Annotated in this window: 12 protein-coding genes and 1 pseudogene; 1 reads left to right on the top strand and 12 read right to left on the bottom strand. The window is 60.8% G+C overall.

The features are described from left to right. Positions 1-18: 18 nt before the first annotated feature. From pssA to glyA, 6 genes are all read right to left on the bottom strand, one after another. Positions 19-1,362 (bottom strand): CDP-diacylglycerol--serine O-phosphatidyltransferase, encoded by a 1,344-nt coding sequence (gene pssA / locus NVV94_RS13590; protein ID WP_258442905.1) that lies wholly within the window; start codon positions 1,360-1,362, stop codon positions 19-21. Between the two features lie 106 nt (positions 1,363-1,468). Then, positions 1,469-2,101: a sarcosine oxidase subunit gamma gene (locus NVV94_RS13595; protein WP_258442906.1), complete on the bottom strand. Its 633-nt coding sequence runs from the start codon at positions 2,099-2,101 to the stop codon at positions 1,469-1,471. A gap of 162 nt (positions 2,102-2,263) precedes the next feature. After that, positions 2,264-5,281 carry a sarcosine oxidase subunit alpha gene (locus tag NVV94_RS13600; RefSeq protein ID WP_258442907.1) on the bottom strand — a complete coding sequence of 1,006 codons (3,018 nt, stop codon included), beginning with the start codon at positions 5,279-5,281 and terminating at the stop codon, positions 2,264-2,266. Next, positions 5,278-5,607: a sarcosine oxidase subunit delta gene (locus tag NVV94_RS13605; RefSeq protein WP_258442909.1), complete on the bottom strand. Its 330-nt coding sequence runs from the start codon at positions 5,605-5,607 to the stop codon at positions 5,278-5,280. Before NVV94_RS13605 ends, NVV94_RS13600 begins: the two co-directional genes overlap by 4 nt. A gap of 14 nt (positions 5,608-5,621) precedes the next feature. Next, complete coding sequence (locus NVV94_RS13610) at positions 5,622-6,872, bottom strand: sarcosine oxidase subunit beta family protein (protein ID WP_258442910.1); 1,251 nt, start codon at positions 6,870-6,872, stop codon at positions 5,622-5,624. A gap of 21 nt (positions 6,873-6,893) precedes the next feature. Then, positions 6,894-8,147, bottom strand: coding sequence for a serine hydroxymethyltransferase (gene glyA, locus NVV94_RS13615; protein ID WP_258442911.1), 1,254 nt, complete (start codon positions 8,145-8,147; stop codon positions 6,894-6,896). A 258-nt stretch (positions 8,148-8,405) separates the two neighbouring features. Between glyA and NVV94_RS13620 the strand changes: the two genes are divergently transcribed. Next, on the top strand, positions 8,406-9,419 hold the full coding sequence (locus NVV94_RS13620) for a GlxA family transcriptional regulator (protein WP_258442912.1): 1,014 nt from the start codon (positions 8,406-8,408) through the stop codon (positions 9,417-9,419). Positions 9,420-9,473: 54 nt separating this feature from the next. Here NVV94_RS13620 and NVV94_RS13625 read toward each other — a convergent pair whose 3' ends face one another. The 6 genes and pseudogenes from NVV94_RS13625 to NVV94_RS13650 all read right to left on the bottom strand — a co-directional run bounded on the left by NVV94_RS13625 (position 9,474) and on the right by NVV94_RS13650 (position 18,815). Beyond that, positions 9,474-10,811 carry an MFS transporter gene (locus NVV94_RS13625; protein WP_258442913.1) on the bottom strand — a complete coding sequence of 446 codons (1,338 nt, stop codon included), beginning with the start codon at positions 10,809-10,811 and terminating at the stop codon, positions 9,474-9,476. 112 nt (positions 10,812-10,923) lie between these two features. Continuing rightward, on the bottom strand, positions 10,924-12,135 hold the full coding sequence (locus tag NVV94_RS13630; protein ID WP_258442914.1) for a M24 family metallopeptidase: 1,212 nt from the start codon (positions 12,133-12,135) through the stop codon (positions 10,924-10,926). 244 nt (positions 12,136-12,379) lie between these two features. Beyond that, positions 12,380-13,351, bottom strand: a pseudogene (locus tag NVV94_RS13635) (GlxA family transcriptional regulator); the annotation flags it as partial. Positions 13,352-13,992: 641 nt separating this feature from the next. Continuing rightward, the gene (gene betA, locus NVV94_RS13640) at positions 13,993-15,681 is read right to left on the bottom strand and encodes a choline dehydrogenase (RefSeq protein ID WP_258442915.1); all 1,689 of its coding nucleotides are present in this window, start codon (positions 15,679-15,681) and stop codon (positions 13,993-13,995) included. 2 nt (positions 15,682-15,683) lie between these two features. Further along, positions 15,684-17,252 (bottom strand): cytosine permease, encoded by a 1,569-nt coding sequence (locus NVV94_RS13645; RefSeq protein WP_258442916.1) that lies wholly within the window; start codon positions 17,250-17,252, stop codon positions 15,684-15,686. A gap of 54 nt (positions 17,253-17,306) precedes the next feature. Continuing rightward, the gene (locus NVV94_RS13650) at positions 17,307-18,815 is read right to left on the bottom strand and encodes an aldehyde dehydrogenase (protein WP_258442917.1); all 1,509 of its coding nucleotides are present in this window, start codon (positions 18,813-18,815) and stop codon (positions 17,307-17,309) included. Between the last annotated feature and the right edge of the window lie 64 nt (positions 18,816-18,879).

Genomic DNA, 18,879 nt, shown 5'->3' on the forward strand with positions numbered 1-18,879 from the left:
AAAAATCTCGGCCGGCGATCAGAGCATGCCATACAACAACCGTCCAATCCGAGCGCATCTGACTCGCCGCAACAACGTGCGCACCTGCGGTGGATAATCGCTGGGTGAGTCCAATGCCGAGTAGTTATCAACTCGCCTGGTATGGCGTGAGAGTTGTGCAAGCTCCTCATCACGCTGCACTGCCCATTCAGCCTGCGGGTCGTCGATGAGCAAGGCATTTTCCAGGTCCAGCCGGAATCCACGGGGGTTGAGGTTATTGCCGGTCAAGAGGGTATAGCGTTGGTCTACCCACACCCCTTTCAAGTGAAAACTGTGATCGCCCTCTTTCCACAGCTGCAGATTCAGCTGATGACGGGCAATGGCGTCTTGATGCTTGCGGGCGAAGCCGCGCAGTTTGATTTCGTAAAAGTAAGGCAGTACGGCGCTCAGCTTGAACGGTTTTTCGGGCGGGATAAAAAAATCATTGGAGGTCTTGTCGCCAATGATGATGTCGATGGTGACGCCGCGCTTGAGCGCACGGTCGATTTCGCGAGTCAGCACGGGTGCAAGATTGAAATAGGGCGTGCACAGTGTGAGTTGCTTTTGGCTGGCGGCGACCAATTGGCATAGGGTTCGGCTCAGGGGATTGTTCCTGCCGACACCCAGCAGTGGAATCACCCGCAGCCCGCCCGGTTCGTTGGTCCCCGCCGACGTATCATAGGACGCACGCTTGAGGTGACTCCTGAACGCCCTGATGGCGCCACGCAAGGTGCGGGACATGGGTGGTGAGGGCAAGTCCAGTCGATGTGTCGCTTTGGAGCCTAGCAAGGCGTTTTGAATCAGCTCCTGCACTGAGTCGGCCAGCGGTTTGTTGTAGAGCACGTGATAGCGATCCAGGCGGTACTTGTCGAACTTGTGCAGGTAGACGTTGCTGATGCTGGCACCGCTGTAGATCACGCAATCGTCGATGACATTGCCTTTCAAATGCAGGACGCCGAAGAGTTCTCGGGTTTGTATGGGCACGCCATAGACCGGTACGTCCACCTCGCGACTCATTCGCTCGGCGCGGTACCAAGCTGCGTTGCCCGGTTGCTTGCCTGCCCCGAGCAATCCCCGCTGCGCGCGGAACCAGTCGACCATCACCACGATATCCAACGTTGGCCGGGCCGCCTTGGCTTGATAGAGGGCGTCGATGATTTCCTGGCCGGATTCATCCTTCTGCAGGTACAAGGCGGTGATGTAAATCCGTCGCCGGGCAGAGGCGATATGCTCAAGCAGACAACGTCGATAGTCGGCAGCCGTTGGCAATATCGTGATCGAGTCGGCCGTCATGTCAAAACCACGTAGCGCTGCAAGCGTGGTTTTTGGAGGGTAGAACCGCATAAGCCTCTCAAGATCGAAGTATTACGGTAGTGTGGCTTTCGCGGATGAGTCCGCTCCTACAGGGGGCATGCATTTCCCTGTAGGAGCGGATTCATCCGCAAAAAGATCACGCAATAACGTTCAGGCCAAACTCGGCCGCTGCATCCTGCAGCCACAGCCACCAGTAGTCGGAGAAGCTGCGACGAATCAACAGCTCCCAGGTTTCATCGCCGGTACGGCGAATCACCAGTTGCGACTTGGCGAACACCGTGCCGACCGCCTTGCCCACCGGGAAGTTGTTCGGGTGCACGTCGTAGCTGGTCGATTTCATCAGTACTTCGCGGACTTTCGGCCCGCTGAGTTCCAGCAGGGTCTGGCCGCCGCTGACGTTGATCACAGCGATATGCTGGCCGGCCAGCGCTTTGCGCAGCTTGTTCTCCACGGCCACTTCCTGGCCGCCGGGGACGATCAGCAGCCACTCGTCCGGGCCCATCCATTGCAACGACATTTCATCGTTGGCAACCACGGTCAGGGCTACGGGCAGTTCCAGGCCCAGTGCCTTGAACACGCCGCCGGCGAAGGCCTGGTCGTGGCCGTTGCCGCGCAGGGTCAGGTGGCCGAGCAGTTTTTTCTCGCGCAGGGTGACACCTGCGTTCTTGCGGCCCTTGCCGACCAGGCTGGCCAGGTCGGCATGCGCCAGTGGCGATTCGGCCTTGGCCCCGTTGGTGGGGCGTTGTTGGTAGACGTTGACTGTGGTCATTGGACACCTGCCTAGAATTCTTCTTGATAACAACACGATCCTGTAGCCGCTGGCGCAGCCTGCGCTCGCCTGCAACGCAGGCGCACGATCTTCAGATCGCCGGGGGAGCCCCTGCGGGACTCCAGCGCAGCCTGCGGCAGCGGCTACATGGACCGTGAACGGCTACACGTTCTGCTGTTCGCCTTTAGGGTCGAAGAACACCGAGGAGCAAATCTCGGCCTCGATCACGCTGCCATCGGCCAGCGGTGCGAACACACGTTCACCCATGCGCTTGAGACCACCCTTGACCACACCGAGCGCAAACGAATAACCCAACGTGGAGCTCATGTAGCTGGACGTCACATGACCGACCATGCTCATCGGGATCGCTTGGCGAGTGTCGAACACCAGCTGCGCGCCTTCAGGCAGTAACTTGGTCGGGTCGACCGGCTTGAGGCCGACCAGCTGCTTGCGGTTCTCGCGCACGCAGTCTTCGCGATTCATGCCGCGCCAGCCGATCCAGGAGAACGGTTTGGTGCGACCGACACACCAGCCCATGTTCAGGTCGTCCGGGGTCATCGAACTGTCGGTGTCCTGACCGACGATGATGAAGCCCTTCTCGGCCCGCAGTACGTGCATGGTTTCGGTGCCGTACGGGGTCAGGTTGTACTTCTTGCCCGCCTCGGCGATCTTTTCCAGCACACCCATGGCGTAGTCGGCCTGGACGTTCACTTCATAGGACAGCTCACCGGTAAAGGAGATGCGGAACACCCGCGCCGGTACGCCACCGACCTGACCTTCTTTCCAGGTCATGAACGGGAAAGCGTCCTTGTCCAGGTTGATATCGGTCACTTCACTGAGCAGCTTGCGGCTGTTGGGCCCGGACAGGGTCAGGGTCGCCCAGTGGTCGGTGACAGAGGTGAGGTACACCTTCAGGTCTGGCCATTCGGTCTGCTGATAGATTTCCAGCCACTGCAGTACGCGGGCGGCGCCACCGGTGGTGGTGGTCATGACGAAGTGGTTCTCGCCGATGCAGGCGGTCACGCCGTCGTCGAAGACCATGCCGTCTTCCTTGCACATCAGGCCGTAGCGGGCCTTGCCCACATCGAGCTTGGTCCAGGCGTTGGTGTAGATGCGGTTGAGGAACTCGCGCGCATCCGGGCCCTGGATATCGATCTTGCCCAGGGTCGACGCATCGAGCAGGCCCACGCTTTCACGCACGGCCTTGCATTCACGGGCCACGGCGGCGTGCAGGTCTTCACCGCTGCGAGGGAAGTACCAAGGGCGCTTCCACTGGCCGACATCCTCGAATTCGGCACCGTTCTTGACATGCCAGGCATGCAGCGCGGTGAAGCGCACCGGTTCGAACAGGTGACCGCAATGACGCCCGGCGACCGCGCCGAAGGTCACGGGCGTGTAGTTGGGGCGGAACATGGTGGTGCCCATCTCGGTGATCGAGATGCCACGCGACTTGGCAGCGATCGCCAGGCCGTTGATGTTGCCGAGCTTGCCCTGGTCGGTACCGAAACCCAGTGCGGTGTAGCGCTTGACGTGCTCGACCGACTCGAAGCCTTCGCGGGTTGCCAGTTCGATAGCGGCCGCGGTGACGTCGTTCTGCAAGTCGACGAACTGCTTCGGCGCCCGTGCAGTGGATTTGTCGTGGGGCACCTGGAACAGCGCGATCGTCGGCTCTTCCTGGCGCGACAGCGCCTTGGGCATTACCCCTTCGACGGCCTTGAAACCGGCTTCGGTGGCTGCGCGAGCGCCGCCTTCGAAACCATCGGCCAACGCATCAGCCAAGGCATACACACCGTTCACGCCGCCCACGCAAACGCGCTTCTGCGGGGCATCGCCCGGCACGAAGGCGAGGATATCTTCACGCCAGATCGGCTTGCCGCCCAGGTGCGAAGCCAGGTGCACTACCGGGCTGTAACCACCGGAGGTGGCAACCAGGTCGCAATCGAGCCATTCGCCCGGGCTGGTGACCTTGTGCGCCTTGACGTCGATCGCGGCCACCCGCGCCGAGGTCACGTGCTTGCTGCCACGGGTTTCGATCACGGCACTGGAGGTCAGGATGCGAATGCCCTTGGCCCGCGCTTCTTCGACCAGCGAACCGCGTGGGTTGTGCCGCGCATCGGCGACCGCCACGACTTTCAGGCCGGCATCGAGCCAGTCCAGGGCGACCCGGTAGGCGTAATCGTTGTTGGTCGACAGCACCAGCTTCTTGCCCGGTGCCACGCCGTAACGACGGACGTAGGTGGAGACCGCACCGGCGAGCATGTTGCCCGGCACATCGTTGTTGCCATAGACCAGCGGACGTTCGTGGGCACCGGTGGCCAGCACCACGCGCTTGGCGCGGATACGGTGCATGCGCTGACGCACCTGGCCGATCGGCGCGCGGTCACCGAGGTGATCGGTCAAGCGCTCGTGAATGGTCAGGAAGTTATGGTCGTGGTAGCCGTTGACCGTGGCACGCGGCAGCAGGGTCACTTCCGGCATGCTTTTGAGTTCGGCGATGACGGTGGCGACCCATTCGGCTGCTGCCTTGCCATCGAGGTTCTCGCGGCTGTCGAGCAGGCTGCCGCCGAATTCTTCCTGTTCATCGGCCAGGATCACCCGTGCACCGGTGCGTGCAGCGGCCAGTGCCGCAGCAAGACCGGCGGGGCCGGCACCGACCACCAGCACGTCACAGTGCTGGTTCAGGTAGTCGTAGGTGTCCGGATCGTTCTCGAGCGGCGAACGGCCGAGGCCTGCTGCCTTGCGGATGTACTTCTCGTAAGTCATCCAGAACGATTGCGGGTACATGAAGGTTTTGTAGTAGAAGCCCGGCGGCATCAGCTTGCCGCCGACCTTGCCGAGAATCCCCATCACGTCGGTGTTCACGCTCGGCCAGCCGTTGGTGCTGGTGGCAACCAGGCCGCCGTACAGCGCCTGCTGGGTTGCCCGCACGTTCGGGATCTGGGTGGCTTCGGTGGCACCGATCTGCAGGACGGCATTCGGCTCTTCGGCACCGGCGGCGTAGATGCCACGCGGACGCGAGTACTTGAAGCTGCGCCCGACGATATCCACACCGTTGGCCAGCAACGCGGCGGCCAGGGTGTCACCGGCATAGCCCTGATAGCTCTGGCCGTTGAAGCTGAAGCTCAGCACTTTACTGCGGTCGATACGACCGCCGTTGGACAGGCGATTGACCTGGCTCATACCTTTTCTCCCTGACCACTGACAGCCAACTGCGGGCTTGTGCTTTTGCCAGTCACTTGCGGCTTGGCGCCGATCACGTAGGTTTCCAGAATTTCGTAGGTCACGGTGTCACGCGTGGCGTTGAAGTACTGACGGCAACCGGCGGCGTGAATCCACAGCTCGTGGTGCAGCCCGCGCGGGTTGTCGCGGAAGAACATGTAGGTGCCCCACTCTTCATCGGTGCAGGCGTTCGGGTCCAGCGGCCGCGGGATGTGCGCCTGGCCCGAGGAGTGAAACTCTTCTTCGGAGCGCAGTTCGCCGCAATGGGGACAGAAGATGTGCAACATAGGGATTTCTCCTGTTAGTGGGCGACAGCGGCAGCGCCGTGTTCGTCGATCAATGCACCGTTGTAGAAACGGTCGATGGAAAAGGGTTCGGCCAGCGGGTGCATCTCGCCCTTGGCCAGGCTCGCGGCGAAGACGTTGCCCGAACCGGGGGTGGCCTTGAAGCCGCCGGTGCCCCAACCGCAGTTGAAGAACATGTTCTTGACCGGGGTTTTCGAAATGATCGGGCAGGCGTCCGGCGTGGTGTCGACGATGCCGCCCCACTGACGGTTCATGCGTACGCGCGACAGGATCGGGAACATCTCGACGATCGCTTGCAGGGTGTGCTCGATCACCGGGTACGAACCGCGTTGGCCGTAGCCGACCCAGCCGTCGATACCGGCGCCGATGACCAGGTCGCCCTTGTCCGACTGGCTGATATAGCCATGCACGGCGTTGGACATGATCACGCTGTCGATGACCGGTTTGATCGGCTCCGACACCAGCGCTTGCAGCGGGTGCGATTCGATCGGCAGGCGGAAACCGGCCAGCTTGGCCATGTGCCCGGAGTTACCGGCGGTGACCACACCGACGCGCTTGGCGCCGATGAAGCCCTTGTTGGTTTCGACGCCGATGACGGTGCCGTTTTCCTTGCGGAAACCGATGACTTCGGTCTGCTGGATCAGGTCCACACCCAAGGCATCGGCGGCGCGGGCATAGCCCCAGGCCACGGCGTCGTGACGGGCTACGCCGCCGCGACGTTGCACGGTGGCGCCGATGATCGGGTAGCGGGTGTTCTTCGAGCAATCGAGGTACGGAATCTCTTCGGCGACCTGTTTGGCGTCGAGCAGCTCGCCGTCTATGCCATTGAGGCGGTTGGCGCTGACCCGACGCTCCGAGTCACGGATGTCCTGCAGCGTGTGGCAGAGGTTGTAGACCCCGCGCTGGGAAAACATCACGTTGTAGTTGATGTCCTGGGACAGACCTTCCCAGAGCTTCATCGCATGCTCGTAGAGCTGCGCCGACTCGTCCCACAGGTAGTTGGAACGCACGATGGTGGTGTTTCGCGCGGTGTTACCGCCACCCAGCCAGCCTTTCTCGACCACGGCCACGTTGGTGATGCCGTGCTCCTTGGCCAGGTAGTAGGCGGTCGCCAGACCATGCCCGCCACCGCCGACGATGACCACGTCATAGACTTTCTTCGGTGTCGGCGTGCGCCACATGCGCTGCCAGTTTTCGTGGTGGCTCAGAGAGTGTTTGAACAGGCCGAAGCCAGAGTAGCGTTGCATAGTCATTACTCCTGAAGCCGATCAGCGGTAAACCGGGAAGTCTGCACAGAGTGCGGCGACATTTTTCGCCACATCGGCCTCGACATCGGCATCGCCAAGGTTGTCGAGGATGTCGCAGATCCAACCGGCCAGCTCCGTGCACTGGGCTACGTTGAAGCCGCGGCTGGTCACCGCCGGGGTGCCGATGCGCAGGCCCGAGGTCACGAACGGCGACTGCGGGTCGTTCGGTACGGCATTCTTGTTCACGGTGATATGGGCACGACCCAGCGCGGCGTCAGCCTCTTTGCCGGTCAGGCCCTGACGGATCAGGCTGACCAGGAACAGATGGTTGTCAGTACCACCGGACACTACATCGTAGCCACGATCGATAAACACGCCAGCCATGGCCTGGGCGTTGTCGATCACTTGCTGCTGATAGGCCTTGAAGCTCGGCTCCAGCGCTTCCTTGAAGCACACGGCCTTGGCCGCGATCACGTGCATCAGCGGGCCGCCCTGGCCACCGGGGAATACAGCGGCGTTGAGTTTCTTTTCCAGCGCTTCGTTGGCCCGCGCCAGGATCAAGCCGCCACGCGGACCGCGCAGGGTCTTGTGGGTCGTAGTGGTCACGACGTCAGCGTAAGGCACTGGGTTGGGGTACAGACCTGCTGCGACCAGCCCGGCAACGTGGGCCATGTCGACGAAGAGGTAGGCGCCAACCTTGTCGGCAATCTCGCGGAAACGCGGGAAATCCAGGGTTTTCGAATAAGCCGAGAACCCGGCGATGATCATTTTCGGCTTGTGCTCGACCGCCAGGCGCTCGACTTCGTCGTAGTCGATCAGGCCGGTCTCGGTGTTGATGCCGTACTGCACCGCGTTGTAAAGCTTGCCGGAGAAGCTGACCTTGGCGCCGTGGGTCAGGTGACCGCCGTGCGCCAGGCTCATGCCCAGCACGGTATCGCCAGCCTGCAGCAGGGCCAGATAGACCGCGGCGTTGGCCTGGCTGCCGGAGTGCGGCTGGACGTTGGCGTAATCGGCACCGAACAGTTGCCTGGCACGCTCGATCGCCAGCTGCTCGACCTTGTCCACATGCTCGCAGCCACCGTAGTAACGCTTGCCGGGATAGCCCTCGGCATACTTGTTGGTCAGGCCGCTGCCCTGGGCCTCCATCACACGCTTGCTGGTGTAGTTCTCCGAGGCGATCAGTTCGATGTGATCTTCTTGGCGTTGCTCTTCGGCATTCATCGCCGCCAGCAGTGCATCGTCATAACCCTGGAGTTGGTCGTTTTTGCTGAACATGTTCGCTCCTCATGACGGAGACCTTCCGTCGCTGTTATTTTTGTTGGACCGATTGTGCAAAAACGACAGGCGCCCTGTTTGTCTGATATCGACATCCAAATTCACGGCAGCCCCGCCAAGGGCCAGCCACCGAGCCCCGCACAAGGTGTACTATCCAAGAGCCTGGAAGCAGGCAGGAACTACAAGAAAACAGCCCGTACTGCGATGTCTCGATGCTTATGCCGGAGAACGCATTACCGATGCAGAAGAGGAAAGAACATGGCCCAGACATTGAAGGAAACAGCCACTGCGGATTATTCGGCCAAGGCGCACAGGCCGGTTAAAACCATCGGTTTTCTGGTGCTGCCGAACTTCACCACCATCGGCTTCGCTTCGGCCGTGGAAACCCTGCGAATCGCCAACATGGCCGCGCACCGAACCTTGTATCGAACCGTCATCATTGCCACCAATCACGACCCCGTGACCGCCAGCAACGGCATGCGCGTCCTGCCCGACTACTCCATCGAAGACGCACCCGATCTGGACATACTCTTCGTCGTGGGCGCCAACCCGATCGTTTCCGACCACAGCAGCCGGCCGCTGCTCAATTGGTTGCGCAAACTGGCCCATCAACACATTCCATTGGGAGGGATCTGCACCGGAAGCCACCTGCTGGCCCGCGCCGACCTGCTCAAAGGCTATCGCTGCACCATTCACTGGGAAGACATCGAAGCGCTTAAGGACCGTTTCCCGGGGATCATCATTTCCAATCAGCTGTTCGAACTGGACCGCGACCGATACACCTGTTCAGGCGGCGTCGCCTCCATGGACATGACCCTGCAGCTGGTCGCCCGCGAGCCCGACGGCGCAGAGATCGCCGCGCGGGCCGCCGAGTTGCTGTTGTGTGATCGGGTGCGCGGGGCGCGGGAGCAGCAACGGGTGCCGTTGCGCAGCAAGCTGGGCACGTCTCAACCCAAGCTCAGCCAGGTGGTGGCCATCATGGAAGCCAATCTTGAGGAGCCGGTGGGCCTGGATGAACTGGCCACCTTGAACGAAGTGTCGGTGCGGCAACTGGAACGCTTGTTTCACAAGTACCTGCAACGCACGCCGAGCCAGTACTACCTGGAATTGCGCCTGTCACGGGCGCGTCAGTTGCTGCTACGCAGTGAGTCCCAGGTGCGCGATATCGCCCTGGCCTGCGGCTTCGCCTCGCCTGCGCATTTCTCCAAGTGTTACAGCCGTTTCTTTGGCCTGTCACCGATGGGCGAGCGCAAACAAGGCGCGTTGCAGTAACGACAAAAAGCGAAGGCGCCGCAAAGCGCCTTCGCTGCCTTTTTTTGCTGAAAGTCAGTCCTGAAGTGCCTTGTGCGCCGTTTCCCGGCACGCCAGCATGGCAATCAGCGCAACCATCGCAGCCGCCAGCAGGTACCAGGCCGGTGCCATCTTGTTGCCGGTCAACTGAATCAACCAGGTGGCGATGAAGGGCGCCGTACCGCCGAACAGAGCATTGGCGATATTGAAGCTGAAGGCAAAGCCACTGAAACGCACCCGGGTCGGGAAGATCTCTGCCAGGAAACTTGGCAGGGTGCCGTCGTTCATGGCCAGCATGGCGCCAAAGACAATCTGGATCATCAGGATGATCACCAACGGCTGATTACCCAGCATGCCGAACAATGGAAACGTCAGCAGCAGAAACAACACCGACGCCATCACCAGCATGGTTTTTCGGCCAAAGAAGTCCGACAGTTTGCCCATCAGGAAAATCAGACCGATGTAGGTCGCAAGCGACACCGTCGAGGCAATGAACGAGTCGTTTTCACTCATGCCCATTTCGGTGGACAGGTAGGTCGGCATATAGCTGAGCAGCAGATAGAAGGCGACGGCGTTCAGGCAGGTCACCCCAATGCCGATGATGACGCTGCGCCGGTGCACGGTCAGCAATTCGCGAATCGGTGCCGGCGTCGCACATTCCTTGTTTTCCAGACGCTGTTCCATCTCCAGGAACTTGGGGGTGTCCTGCAGGCTCATGCGGATGTAGCGGCCGACCAGGCCAAAGGGCGCCGCCAGCAGGAACGGCAGGCGCCAGCCCCAGCTTTGCATGTCTTCGGCAGTCAGCAGTGCATGCATCCCCGCCACGAAGGCCGCACCGAACAGCAGGCCGGCCGCGGTACTGGCCGGCACGATGCTGGTGTAGAGGCCACGCTTGCCTTGTGGCGCATATTCGGCCAGGAAGGCTGACGCCCCGGCGTATTCGCCCGAGGCGGAAAACCCCTGGATCAGGCGGATGAGCAACAGCAACGCAGGCGCCCACAACCCGATGTGCCCGTAGGTGGGCAGCACGCCGATGCAGAACGTCGAGATGGACATGATCAGGATGGACCAGGACAACGCATTGCGACGCCCGTACTTGTCACCGTAGTGACCCCAGACCAGACCGCCCAGCGGGCGAACGAAAAAGGACAGGGCAAACACCGCAAAGGTCGCCAGCAAGCCGGTGGCTTTATCGGTTTGGGGAAAGAAAGTGGCGGCGATCACTGTCGCCAGATAACCATAAGCTGCATAGTCGAACCACTCGACAAAGTTACCCATGAAGCTGGCACGGGCGGCCTTGCGCAGTGCCCGGCGCTCGGCGTCTTGCTCGCTTGCATGGAATTGGGCTGACGTCAGTGTGGAGGTGCTGGACATGACAAATACCCTTTTATTGTTCTATCTGCGAAATGTAGGGCTGGCTCGCTTTTCGCCCTGGCGGGTGTGTGCCAGGGAAAAAAAGCCGCACATCCCTGTGCGGCGCGTCATCTTACTTTCTGATGATGTTTTTTTCAGGCCCGTACGGGAATTTGGTGATGTTTTCCGAGCCGTGCTGGTTGACGATCAAGATGTCGTGTTCACGATAGCCACCTGCCCCTGGCAGCCCTTCGGGCACCATGATCATCGGTTCGATCGACACCACCATGCCGGGCTCCAGAACCGTGTCGATATCCTCGCGCAACTCAAGACCCGCCTCACGGCCGTAGTAATGGCTGAGGGTGCCGAACGAATGGCCATAGCCAAAGGTGCGGTACTGTAGCAGGTCGTGCTGAAGGAAAATCTCGTTCAATTCACGAGCGATGTCGCTGCAACGCATGCCGGGCTTGATCAACTTCAAGCCCGCTTCGTGCACCTCGACGTTGACGTTCCACAGGCGCAAGTGCTCATCCGAGCAATGATCCAGGAACAGCGTGCGCTCCAGCGCGGTGTAGTAACCGGCGATCATCGGGAAGCAGTTCAGGCTCAGGATATCACCCTTGTTGACCTTGCGGCTGGTCACCGGGTTATGGGCGCCGTCGGTGTTGATACCGGACTGGAACCAGGTCCAGGTGTCCATCAGCTCGCCTTCAGGGAAGGTCCGGGCGATCTCGCGCACCATCGCCTGGGTGGCGTGCAATGCCACTTCGTATTCCGGCACCTGGTCACGCAGCGCCTCGACCACCGCCGCACCGCCGATGTCGGCAATCCGTGCGCCATGGCGAATCATTACTTGTTCTTCTGCCGACTTGATCATGCGCATGCGCATGCACGGTGCGGCGATGTCGACCAGTTGCGCCTGCGGATAACGCGCAGCGAGCTTCTCGTGGTTCTGCAGGTTCAGGTGGTCGAACTCGATACCGATACGGCCTGCTTTCGGTAGCGCCTGCTGAATGGCGACGAAGAAGTTGTCGCGCTGCCAGTCGGTGTAGACGATGTTGTCGGTGCCCACGGTACGGCGCCACGGCTGGCCACCGTCGATGTTGGCACTGATCGACACCACCTTGTCCTGGGTCACGACCAGAGCGTAAGGGCGGCCGAAGGAGCAATAGATGAAATCGCTGTAGTAGTTGACATTGTGGTAGGAGGTGAACACCGCCGCATCGATATCCTGGACAGCCATGTAGGCGCGCAGCTTGGCCTGGCGATCGGCGTATTCCTGCTCGGAAAAGGTCGATTGGACTTTCTCGCCGTTGCGGATCTGGATTGTTTTTGGCATTTGCATCGTCTGTGTTCCTTGTCATTGTTAGCGATTCGGTACGCCGCTTTTGGCCGGGTCCGTGAGGAGCATTGCAGCAGATACCCGGGGGCATCTTTTGTACGTGCGCGACCCGAAATTGGTTAGATCCGAATAGTGGGCACAAATGCCTGGGCAAAAAAAAACCGGCCCCGAAAGATCTCGAGGCCGGACGGGTAACGCGTCAGTGATGCTCTCAATGCAGCGGCGGGGAATTCACTCGGCGGCGATGCACGCGCTCATCTTTGGGTGGTACGCCATATTGTTCGCGGTAGCGCTTGGAGAAGTGCTGGGTTGAAATGAAGCCGCACTCGGCCGCCACCTGCATCACCGGCAGTGCTGTTTGCTTGAGCAATTGCCGTGCCCGGATGAGCCTCAACTTCTGGTAATAGCGCATGGGGGTACTGTACAAGTACTTCAGAAACAGCCTCTCCAACTGCCGCCTGGAAACACTCAGATAGTTGGCCAGTTCATCGAGGCTCAGGGGTTCGCGCAGGTTGCTCTCCATCAGCGCCACGACTTCCTGCAATTTCGGCTGCGCATGCCCCAGCATGTGCTTGAGTGGCAGGCGCTGGTGGCCCTGCTCGTTGCGCCGATGGTCGAAGGCCAGGGTCTCGCAGATCTGCGCCACCAGTTCAGGTCCATGCCCGGCGCCAATCAACCGCAACATCATGTCCAGAGGCGCAGTACCACCCGAGGCCGTGTAACGGTCGCGGTCAATCACAAATAATTGCGAGCTTAGGGTGACGTCTGGAAACCCCTCTTGCAAGTCCACCAGGTATGGCCAGTCGACGCTGCAATCGTAGCCATCAAGCAGACCGGCAGCGGCCAAGGCCCAGCTTCCGGAGCACACGCCCCCCAGATGCAGCCCCTGTTCGGCCTGCGACTTGAGCCAGGACGTCTGTTCAGCCGTACAACTGCGCTCGATGCCTTTGCCACCACACACGAACAGCGCGTCCATCGCCGGCGCATTGCTGGTGGCCGCGTTGGGGGATATCTGCAGGCCATTGCTGGCCCATACCGGGCGGCCATCCAGGGTCAAGGTGTGCCAGCGGTAGAGCTCATGTCCCGACAGCTGATTGGCCAGACGCAGGGGCTCAACGGCGCAAGACATGGCCATCAGCGAGAAGTTGTTGACCAGCAAAAAGCCCACCGACTCGAGTACGCGTTCATGGGGGTCTTGCTGTTTGTCGTCGATTGTCATAGTGGTATTCGTCATCAAAACCTGCCCCCTCAGCGCAAGATTTAAGTGCGCTTGACTGGATTATCAGATCTCCAACACGGCCGACATTGTCTGATTTCGACACCCATTTGTTTACATTCGTCGCCCACCTGACGTGGGTCCATGCCGTTTGGAAGGGTGGAACAGGCGCGCCAGGAGCACTGACGGAGGGGGAAGGAAAAAGCCGGCCTGCTCTGTGAGCAGGCCGTAGAGAGGTGAGCGATAGACGGCGCCAGGTGGGCCGAGCGTCAACGGGGACGGCGAGATTGAGGTGAAAGGGGGCCTTGGACTTGCTTCGTACCCACTTAAGCTCCTCATCTGAAAAGGAAAATTCGCGCTGTAACTCAGCCTTCGAATACGACTTTGACAGAGTGGGGTACGCCGTGCGCTCTACTGAAGCCATAGGACCTCCTTTCAGGGTAACCAGAAAAGATAGTCCACTCGCAGGGATGTAGCAGTGAATTATAAAAAAGCATTGATAACAAATGGTTACACGCGAAGTGAGTGAATTTTCCCCTTATCTCGGCATAACCCCGTGAGGGCCTCATCGCTGGCAAGCCACACAAAGATCGCGGGCTTGCCAGCGATGGGCTGCAAAGCAGCCCCTGATTCCAAAGCCGATATCAAACCCTCACATTACGCGCCGGCAAGGACGAGCGCTGGTGTGTTTCCCAATTCTTGGCCAGGCCCACCACCACATTCGCCGCCGGCAGCATCTTGCGCCCGCGAACCAGGTCGGCCGCTCTTTCGGCGAGCATGATGGTCGGTGCATTGAGATTGCCGTTCGGCTCGGTCGGGAACACCGACGAGTCGATCACCCGCAAGCCTTCCAGCCCCCTCACCTGCAGCTCGGAATCGACCACCGCCATGTCGTCCTCGCCCATGCGGCACGAGCCGCAGGGATGGTAGGTGCTCTCCAGGTTATCGCGCACGAACGCGTCGATCTCTTCGTCGGTATTCACATTCGGCCCGGGCGCAATCTCGGTATCGCGGAAGCGGTCCATCGCCGGCTGGCCGATGATTTCCCGGGTCAGGCGCACACAGCGGCGGAAGCCTTCGCGGTCCTCTTCGCGTTGCAGGTAGTTGAAGAGAATTTCCGGGTGCTCATACGGGTCAGCCGAGCGGATGCGGACATGGCCCCGGCTCTTGGGCTTGTTCGGCCCGGTGAGCACCATGAAACCATGGCCCTTGATCGGCTTCTTGCCGTCGTAACGCATCGCCGCAGGCAGAAAGTGGAACTGGATATCGGGCCAGCGCAAGCCCTGCTCCGAGCGAATGAAGCCACCGGCCTCGAAGTGGTTGGTCGCACCCAGCCCGTCCTTGCGCAGCAGCCAGCGCAGGCCGATCATCAGCTTGCTCAGCGGGTCCATCTTGCTGTTCAGGGTTACCGGTTCCTTGCAACCGTACTGGATGTAGATCTCGGCGTGATCCTGCAGGTTTTCGCCGACTCCCGGCAGATCGAGCTTCACGGGGACTCCGGCCTTCTTGAGCACTTCGGCCGGGCCGATTCCGGAACGCTGCAACAGGTGTGGAGAGCCGATCGGGCCTGCCGAAATCAGGATTTCCCGGTTGCACAGCACGGTATGGGTCTGGCCTTCATGATCATAGGTCAGCCCCACCGCACGCTTGCCTTCAAGGATGATCTGGCGCGTCATGGCCTTGGTGATCACCGTCAGGTTGGGCCGCTGCATGGCCGGGCGCAGGTAGGCGTTGGCGGTGGAGCAACGCACGCCATCCTTGACCGTCATGTGCATGGCACCGAAACCTTCCTGCATGTAGCCGTTGCAGTCGTCGGTCTTGATGTAACCGGCTTCGGCACCGGCGTTGACCCAGGCCCCGTACAGCGGGTTCTTCATGTTGTTGCCGTTGGTGGTGTGCAAGGGCCCGGAACCACCGCGATAGTCGTCGCCACCGGCATCGCAGCTCTCGGCGCGCTTGAAGTACGGCAGGCAGTTGCGATAGCCCCAGCCCTTGGCGCCCAGCGATTCCCATTCATCGAAGTCATAGGCATGGCCACGGATATAGACCAGGCCGTTGATCGAAGACGAGCCGCCCAGTACCTTGCCTCGTGGGCAATGAACCCGGCGGTCGTTGAGGCCGGGCTCAGGCTCGGTCTCGTAGCGCCAGTTGTACTTGGTGGTGTTCATCGGGATCGAGAACGCACTGGGCATCTGGATGATCACGCTGCGGTCACTGCCGCCGAATTCCAGCACCAGCACGCTGGTAGCGGCGTCTTCGGTCAGGCGGCTGGCCAGTACACAACCAGCAGAGCCCGCGCCAATGATGATGTAGTCGTAACGTTGGCTAGCCATGTTTATCTCCCAAAAGTCGTGTTGCTGGCCAGCGGCGTGGCGCGGTGGGCCTTCTTTTCGCCGGTGGTGTAGTGTGGGCAGGTTTTCTCGATGTCCTGGATGACGATTTCTTCGCGTTTGAGATCGATCGAACGACTGAGCACGTAGTAGACGATGCCCGACACGATCAGCCCGACCAGCCAGGCGATGTCGATGCTGCCCAGGGCCTTGGCCAGGGGGCCGACAAACACTTCGCGCTGCTCGACGCCGTCATAGATGTAGAAGAACGGGATCATCGCCAGAAAGCCCACCGCATACGAGACGATGCCGCGCACGCCCCAGCTGCCATAGATGTTGTCGTGCGGCATGAAAAAGTGCGGGATGGCATAGCGGCCCTTGCGCACGAAGAAGTAGTCGGTGAGGTTGACCGAGGTCCAGGGCACCAGGAAGTACAGCATCACCACCAGGTAGATACCCAGCACCGACAAGCCCTTGCCCGAGCTCTGGATGCTCAGGGCGACGCCCAGTTGCAGCACGATCACGAACAAAATAGCGAGGATGCGCGCCTTGCGCGTCGGTTTGATGTGCTTGATCGAATCGACACAGGTCAGCGTGGTCAGCTTCGCGCTGTAGATGTTCATGGCGATCACCGGCAGGAATGCCAGGATGGTCACCACCACCACGGCCGTACCGGCCAGCGGCGACAGGGTGTTGCCCACCTGCCCCAGTGCGACCAGCACATCGGTGGAATGCAGGTGGTCGGCCAGCCAGCCACCCACGGAGATCATCCAGGCACCCGACAATGACGCACCGAGAAAGACCACCGCGATCAGCTTGCCGCTCGGGGTGTTTTTCGGCAGGTAGCGCGAGTAGTCCGAGACATAAGGCGCATAGGCGATGTTATAGCTCGCTGCCGCGGCGAACTGGGCAATGAACCCGGTCCAGTTGAAGCCCAGCGGCGCCGGTGCCTGCTCCCCGGCCGCGAGTACCGGCAAGGGTGCATCGGGAATCCAGCCCATCACCACCGCCAGGGTCACCAGGCCGTACAACGGAAGCGACAGGTACAGCGCCCATTTGAAGCTGCGGTGCATCCAGTCATGACCGAGAATGGCCAGTATCGTCGCCGGCACCGTCACGGCTACCGCGATCACGATGGGGTCGAAGCCAAACAACGAATGCAACCCCTGCATCATCAACACCAGGTTGACGATGTTGAACCCGGCAAAGACGAACAACGTCGCCAGCAGCACCAGGATGACGCCCCGATAGCCGAACTGCGCGCGTGACTGGATCATCTGCGGCAGGCCAAGGTGCGGGCCCTGGGATCCATGGAAAGCCATGAACAGCGTGCCGAACATGATCCCGAGGGTGCCGGCCAGGGTGGTCCACAGGGCCGTCAGACCGACACTGGGCCCGACGAACCCGATGGTCATGGTGAAGAAGGTGAAGTTGCCCAGGAACCAGAATGGCCCCTGGCTCCTGAGTTTGTCGGTGCGTTCGTTCTCCGGGATGAAATCAATCGAATGCCCTTCGACCGCCAGCGCGGTGTCGCGATGTGTAGCGCTGGCGGCGGTCTTGGATGAAGTGTTCATGATGTACTCTCATTATTAGTAAAGATCATGACGAGGCGAGTAAAACCCGGCGCCTCAGGGCAACGTTATCCAGACCGCCTTGGTCTCCATCAGGTAATCCAGTTGTTCAGAGCCCAGGTCCTTGCCGAACCCTGACTGTTTGTAGCCACCGAACGGCATCGATGGGTCGATGGTGCTGTGCGCATTGACGTACACCGAACCTGCCCGCAGCCGTGGAATCAGGCTGTGCACGCGGCCCAGGTCATTGGAATAGAGGGCTGCGGCAAGGCCGAAGGGTGAGTCATTGGCCAATGCCAGTGCCTCTTCTTCGTCATCGAAAGGTGCAGTCACCAGTACGGGGCCGAAAATCTCCTCCTGGACGATGCGCATGTCGTTGCGGCAATGGGCGAAAATGGTCGGTTCGACAAAGTAGCCGGGGCCTTCGACCGGCTGGCCGCCGTAAACCAGCTCGGCGCCCTCGCGCTTGCCGGTTTCGATGTATTCGGTCACGCGCTGCTTTTGCAATGCCGATACCAGTGGGCTGATAAAGCACTCGGGGTCCAGGCCTGGCGCCATTTTCAACGTCCGTGTGTATGCGATTAGCTCACGCAGGAATGCGTCGTAGATGCTGCGATGGACATAGGCGCGGGTACCAGCGTCGCAGACCTGGCCAGAGTTGAAGAACACGCCGTTGGCGATGGCCTTGGCCGCGGCCGGCACGTCGGCATCGGAGAGGACTATTACTGGAGATTTTCCTCCGAGTTCGAGGGTAAGTCGCTTCATTTCGTCCAGTGCGGCGCGCCCGACCGTACGCCCGACCGGGGTCGAGCCAGTAAAAGTCAGCTTGTCGATGCCAGGGTGGGTGGCCATCGCCGCACCGACCACGCTGCCGCGTCCGGTCACGATATTGATCACCCCGTCCGGAATACCCGCTTCCTGTACCAGCTCGGCAAAGCGCAAGGCCGACAGCGAGGTCAGCTCGGCCGGCTTGACCACCACGGTGCAACCGGTCGCCAGTGCGGCGCCGAGCTTCCAGGCCATGGTTTGCAGCGGGAAGTTCCACGGCACGATGGCGCCGACGACACCGATCGGCTCTTTGCGGGTGTAGGCCAGGTAGTTGCCCGGCAAGGATGGCTCGACGGTGCGCCCATGCAGCTTGGTGGCCCAGCCGGCGAAATAACGGAGCGTGTCGACCGTACCCTGGATATCCACATCGCGGGCCTGGGCGGCGGACTTGCCCATGTCGATGGACTCGATCTCGGCCAGTTCTGCAGCGTTGACTTCAATCAGGTCAGCCAGGCGATGGATCATCCGTTCGCGTTCCAGCGGCTTGGCCTGGCGCCAGGGGCCACCGTCGAACTGGGCGCGGGCCGCTTGTACGGCGCGGTCCAGGTCGTCGGTAGTGCCCATGGGGATGCGGGTAATCAGGCCTTCGGTCGACGGCTCGATGACGTCGGAGGTCTGGCCGTCGCTGGCATCGACAAAGGCGCCGCCGATGAACATTTTCTGGGCCTTGCCGAGAAACGTCCGGGTGGCTTCGCAAACGCCGAACTTCTGCAGGTACTGCTTGACGGTCGTGTCCATTTCTTATCTCTCTGTTCGGCGGTCAGGTCTTGTTATTGGTGAGCATTGAGCTGGTAAGTCATCG

Source organism: Pseudomonas sp. LS1212 (genome assembly GCF_024741815.1).
In the GTDB taxonomy this organism is placed as follows: Bacteria; Pseudomonadota; Gammaproteobacteria; order Pseudomonadales; family Pseudomonadaceae; genus Aquipseudomonas.

Bases quoted from the DNA above. Each gene is read 5' to 3' on its own strand.
- pssA (WP_258442905.1), bottom strand. From the start codon at position 1,362: ATGCGGTTCTACCCTCCAAAAACCACGCTTGCAGCGCTACGTGGTTTT.
- NVV94_RS13605 (WP_258442909.1), bottom strand. From the start codon at position 5,607: ATGTTGCACATCTTCTGTCCCCATTGCGGCGAACTGCGCTCCGAAGAA.
- betA (WP_258442915.1), bottom strand. From the start codon at position 15,681: ATGGCTAGCCAACGTTACGACTACATCATCATTGGCGCGGGCTCTGCT.
- NVV94_RS13600 (WP_258442907.1), bottom strand. From the start codon at position 5,281: ATGAGCCAGGTCAATCGCCTGTCCAACGGCGGTCGTATCGACCGCAGT.
- NVV94_RS13625 (WP_258442913.1), bottom strand. From the start codon at position 10,811: ATGTCCAGCACCTCCACACTGACGTCAGCCCAATTCCATGCAAGCGAG.
- NVV94_RS13620 (WP_258442912.1), top strand. From the start codon at position 8,406: ATGGCCCAGACATTGAAGGAAACAGCCACTGCGGATTATTCGGCCAAG.
- NVV94_RS13650 (WP_258442917.1), bottom strand. From the start codon at position 18,815: ATGGACACGACCGTCAAGCAGTACCTGCAGAAGTTCGGCGTTTGCGAA.
- NVV94_RS13595 (WP_258442906.1), bottom strand. From the start codon at position 2,101: ATGACCACAGTCAACGTCTACCAACAACGCCCCACCAACGGGGCCAAG.
- glyA (WP_258442911.1), bottom strand. From the start codon at position 8,147: ATGTTCAGCAAAAACGACCAACTCCAGGGTTATGACGATGCACTGCTG.
- NVV94_RS13630 (WP_258442914.1), bottom strand. From the start codon at position 12,135: ATGCAAATGCCAAAAACAATCCAGATCCGCAACGGCGAGAAAGTCCAA.
- NVV94_RS13610 (WP_258442910.1), bottom strand. From the start codon at position 6,872: ATGCAACGCTACTCTGGCTTCGGCCTGTTCAAACACTCTCTGAGCCAC.
- NVV94_RS13645 (WP_258442916.1), bottom strand. From the start codon at position 17,252: ATGAACACTTCATCCAAGACCGCCGCCAGCGCTACACATCGCGACACC.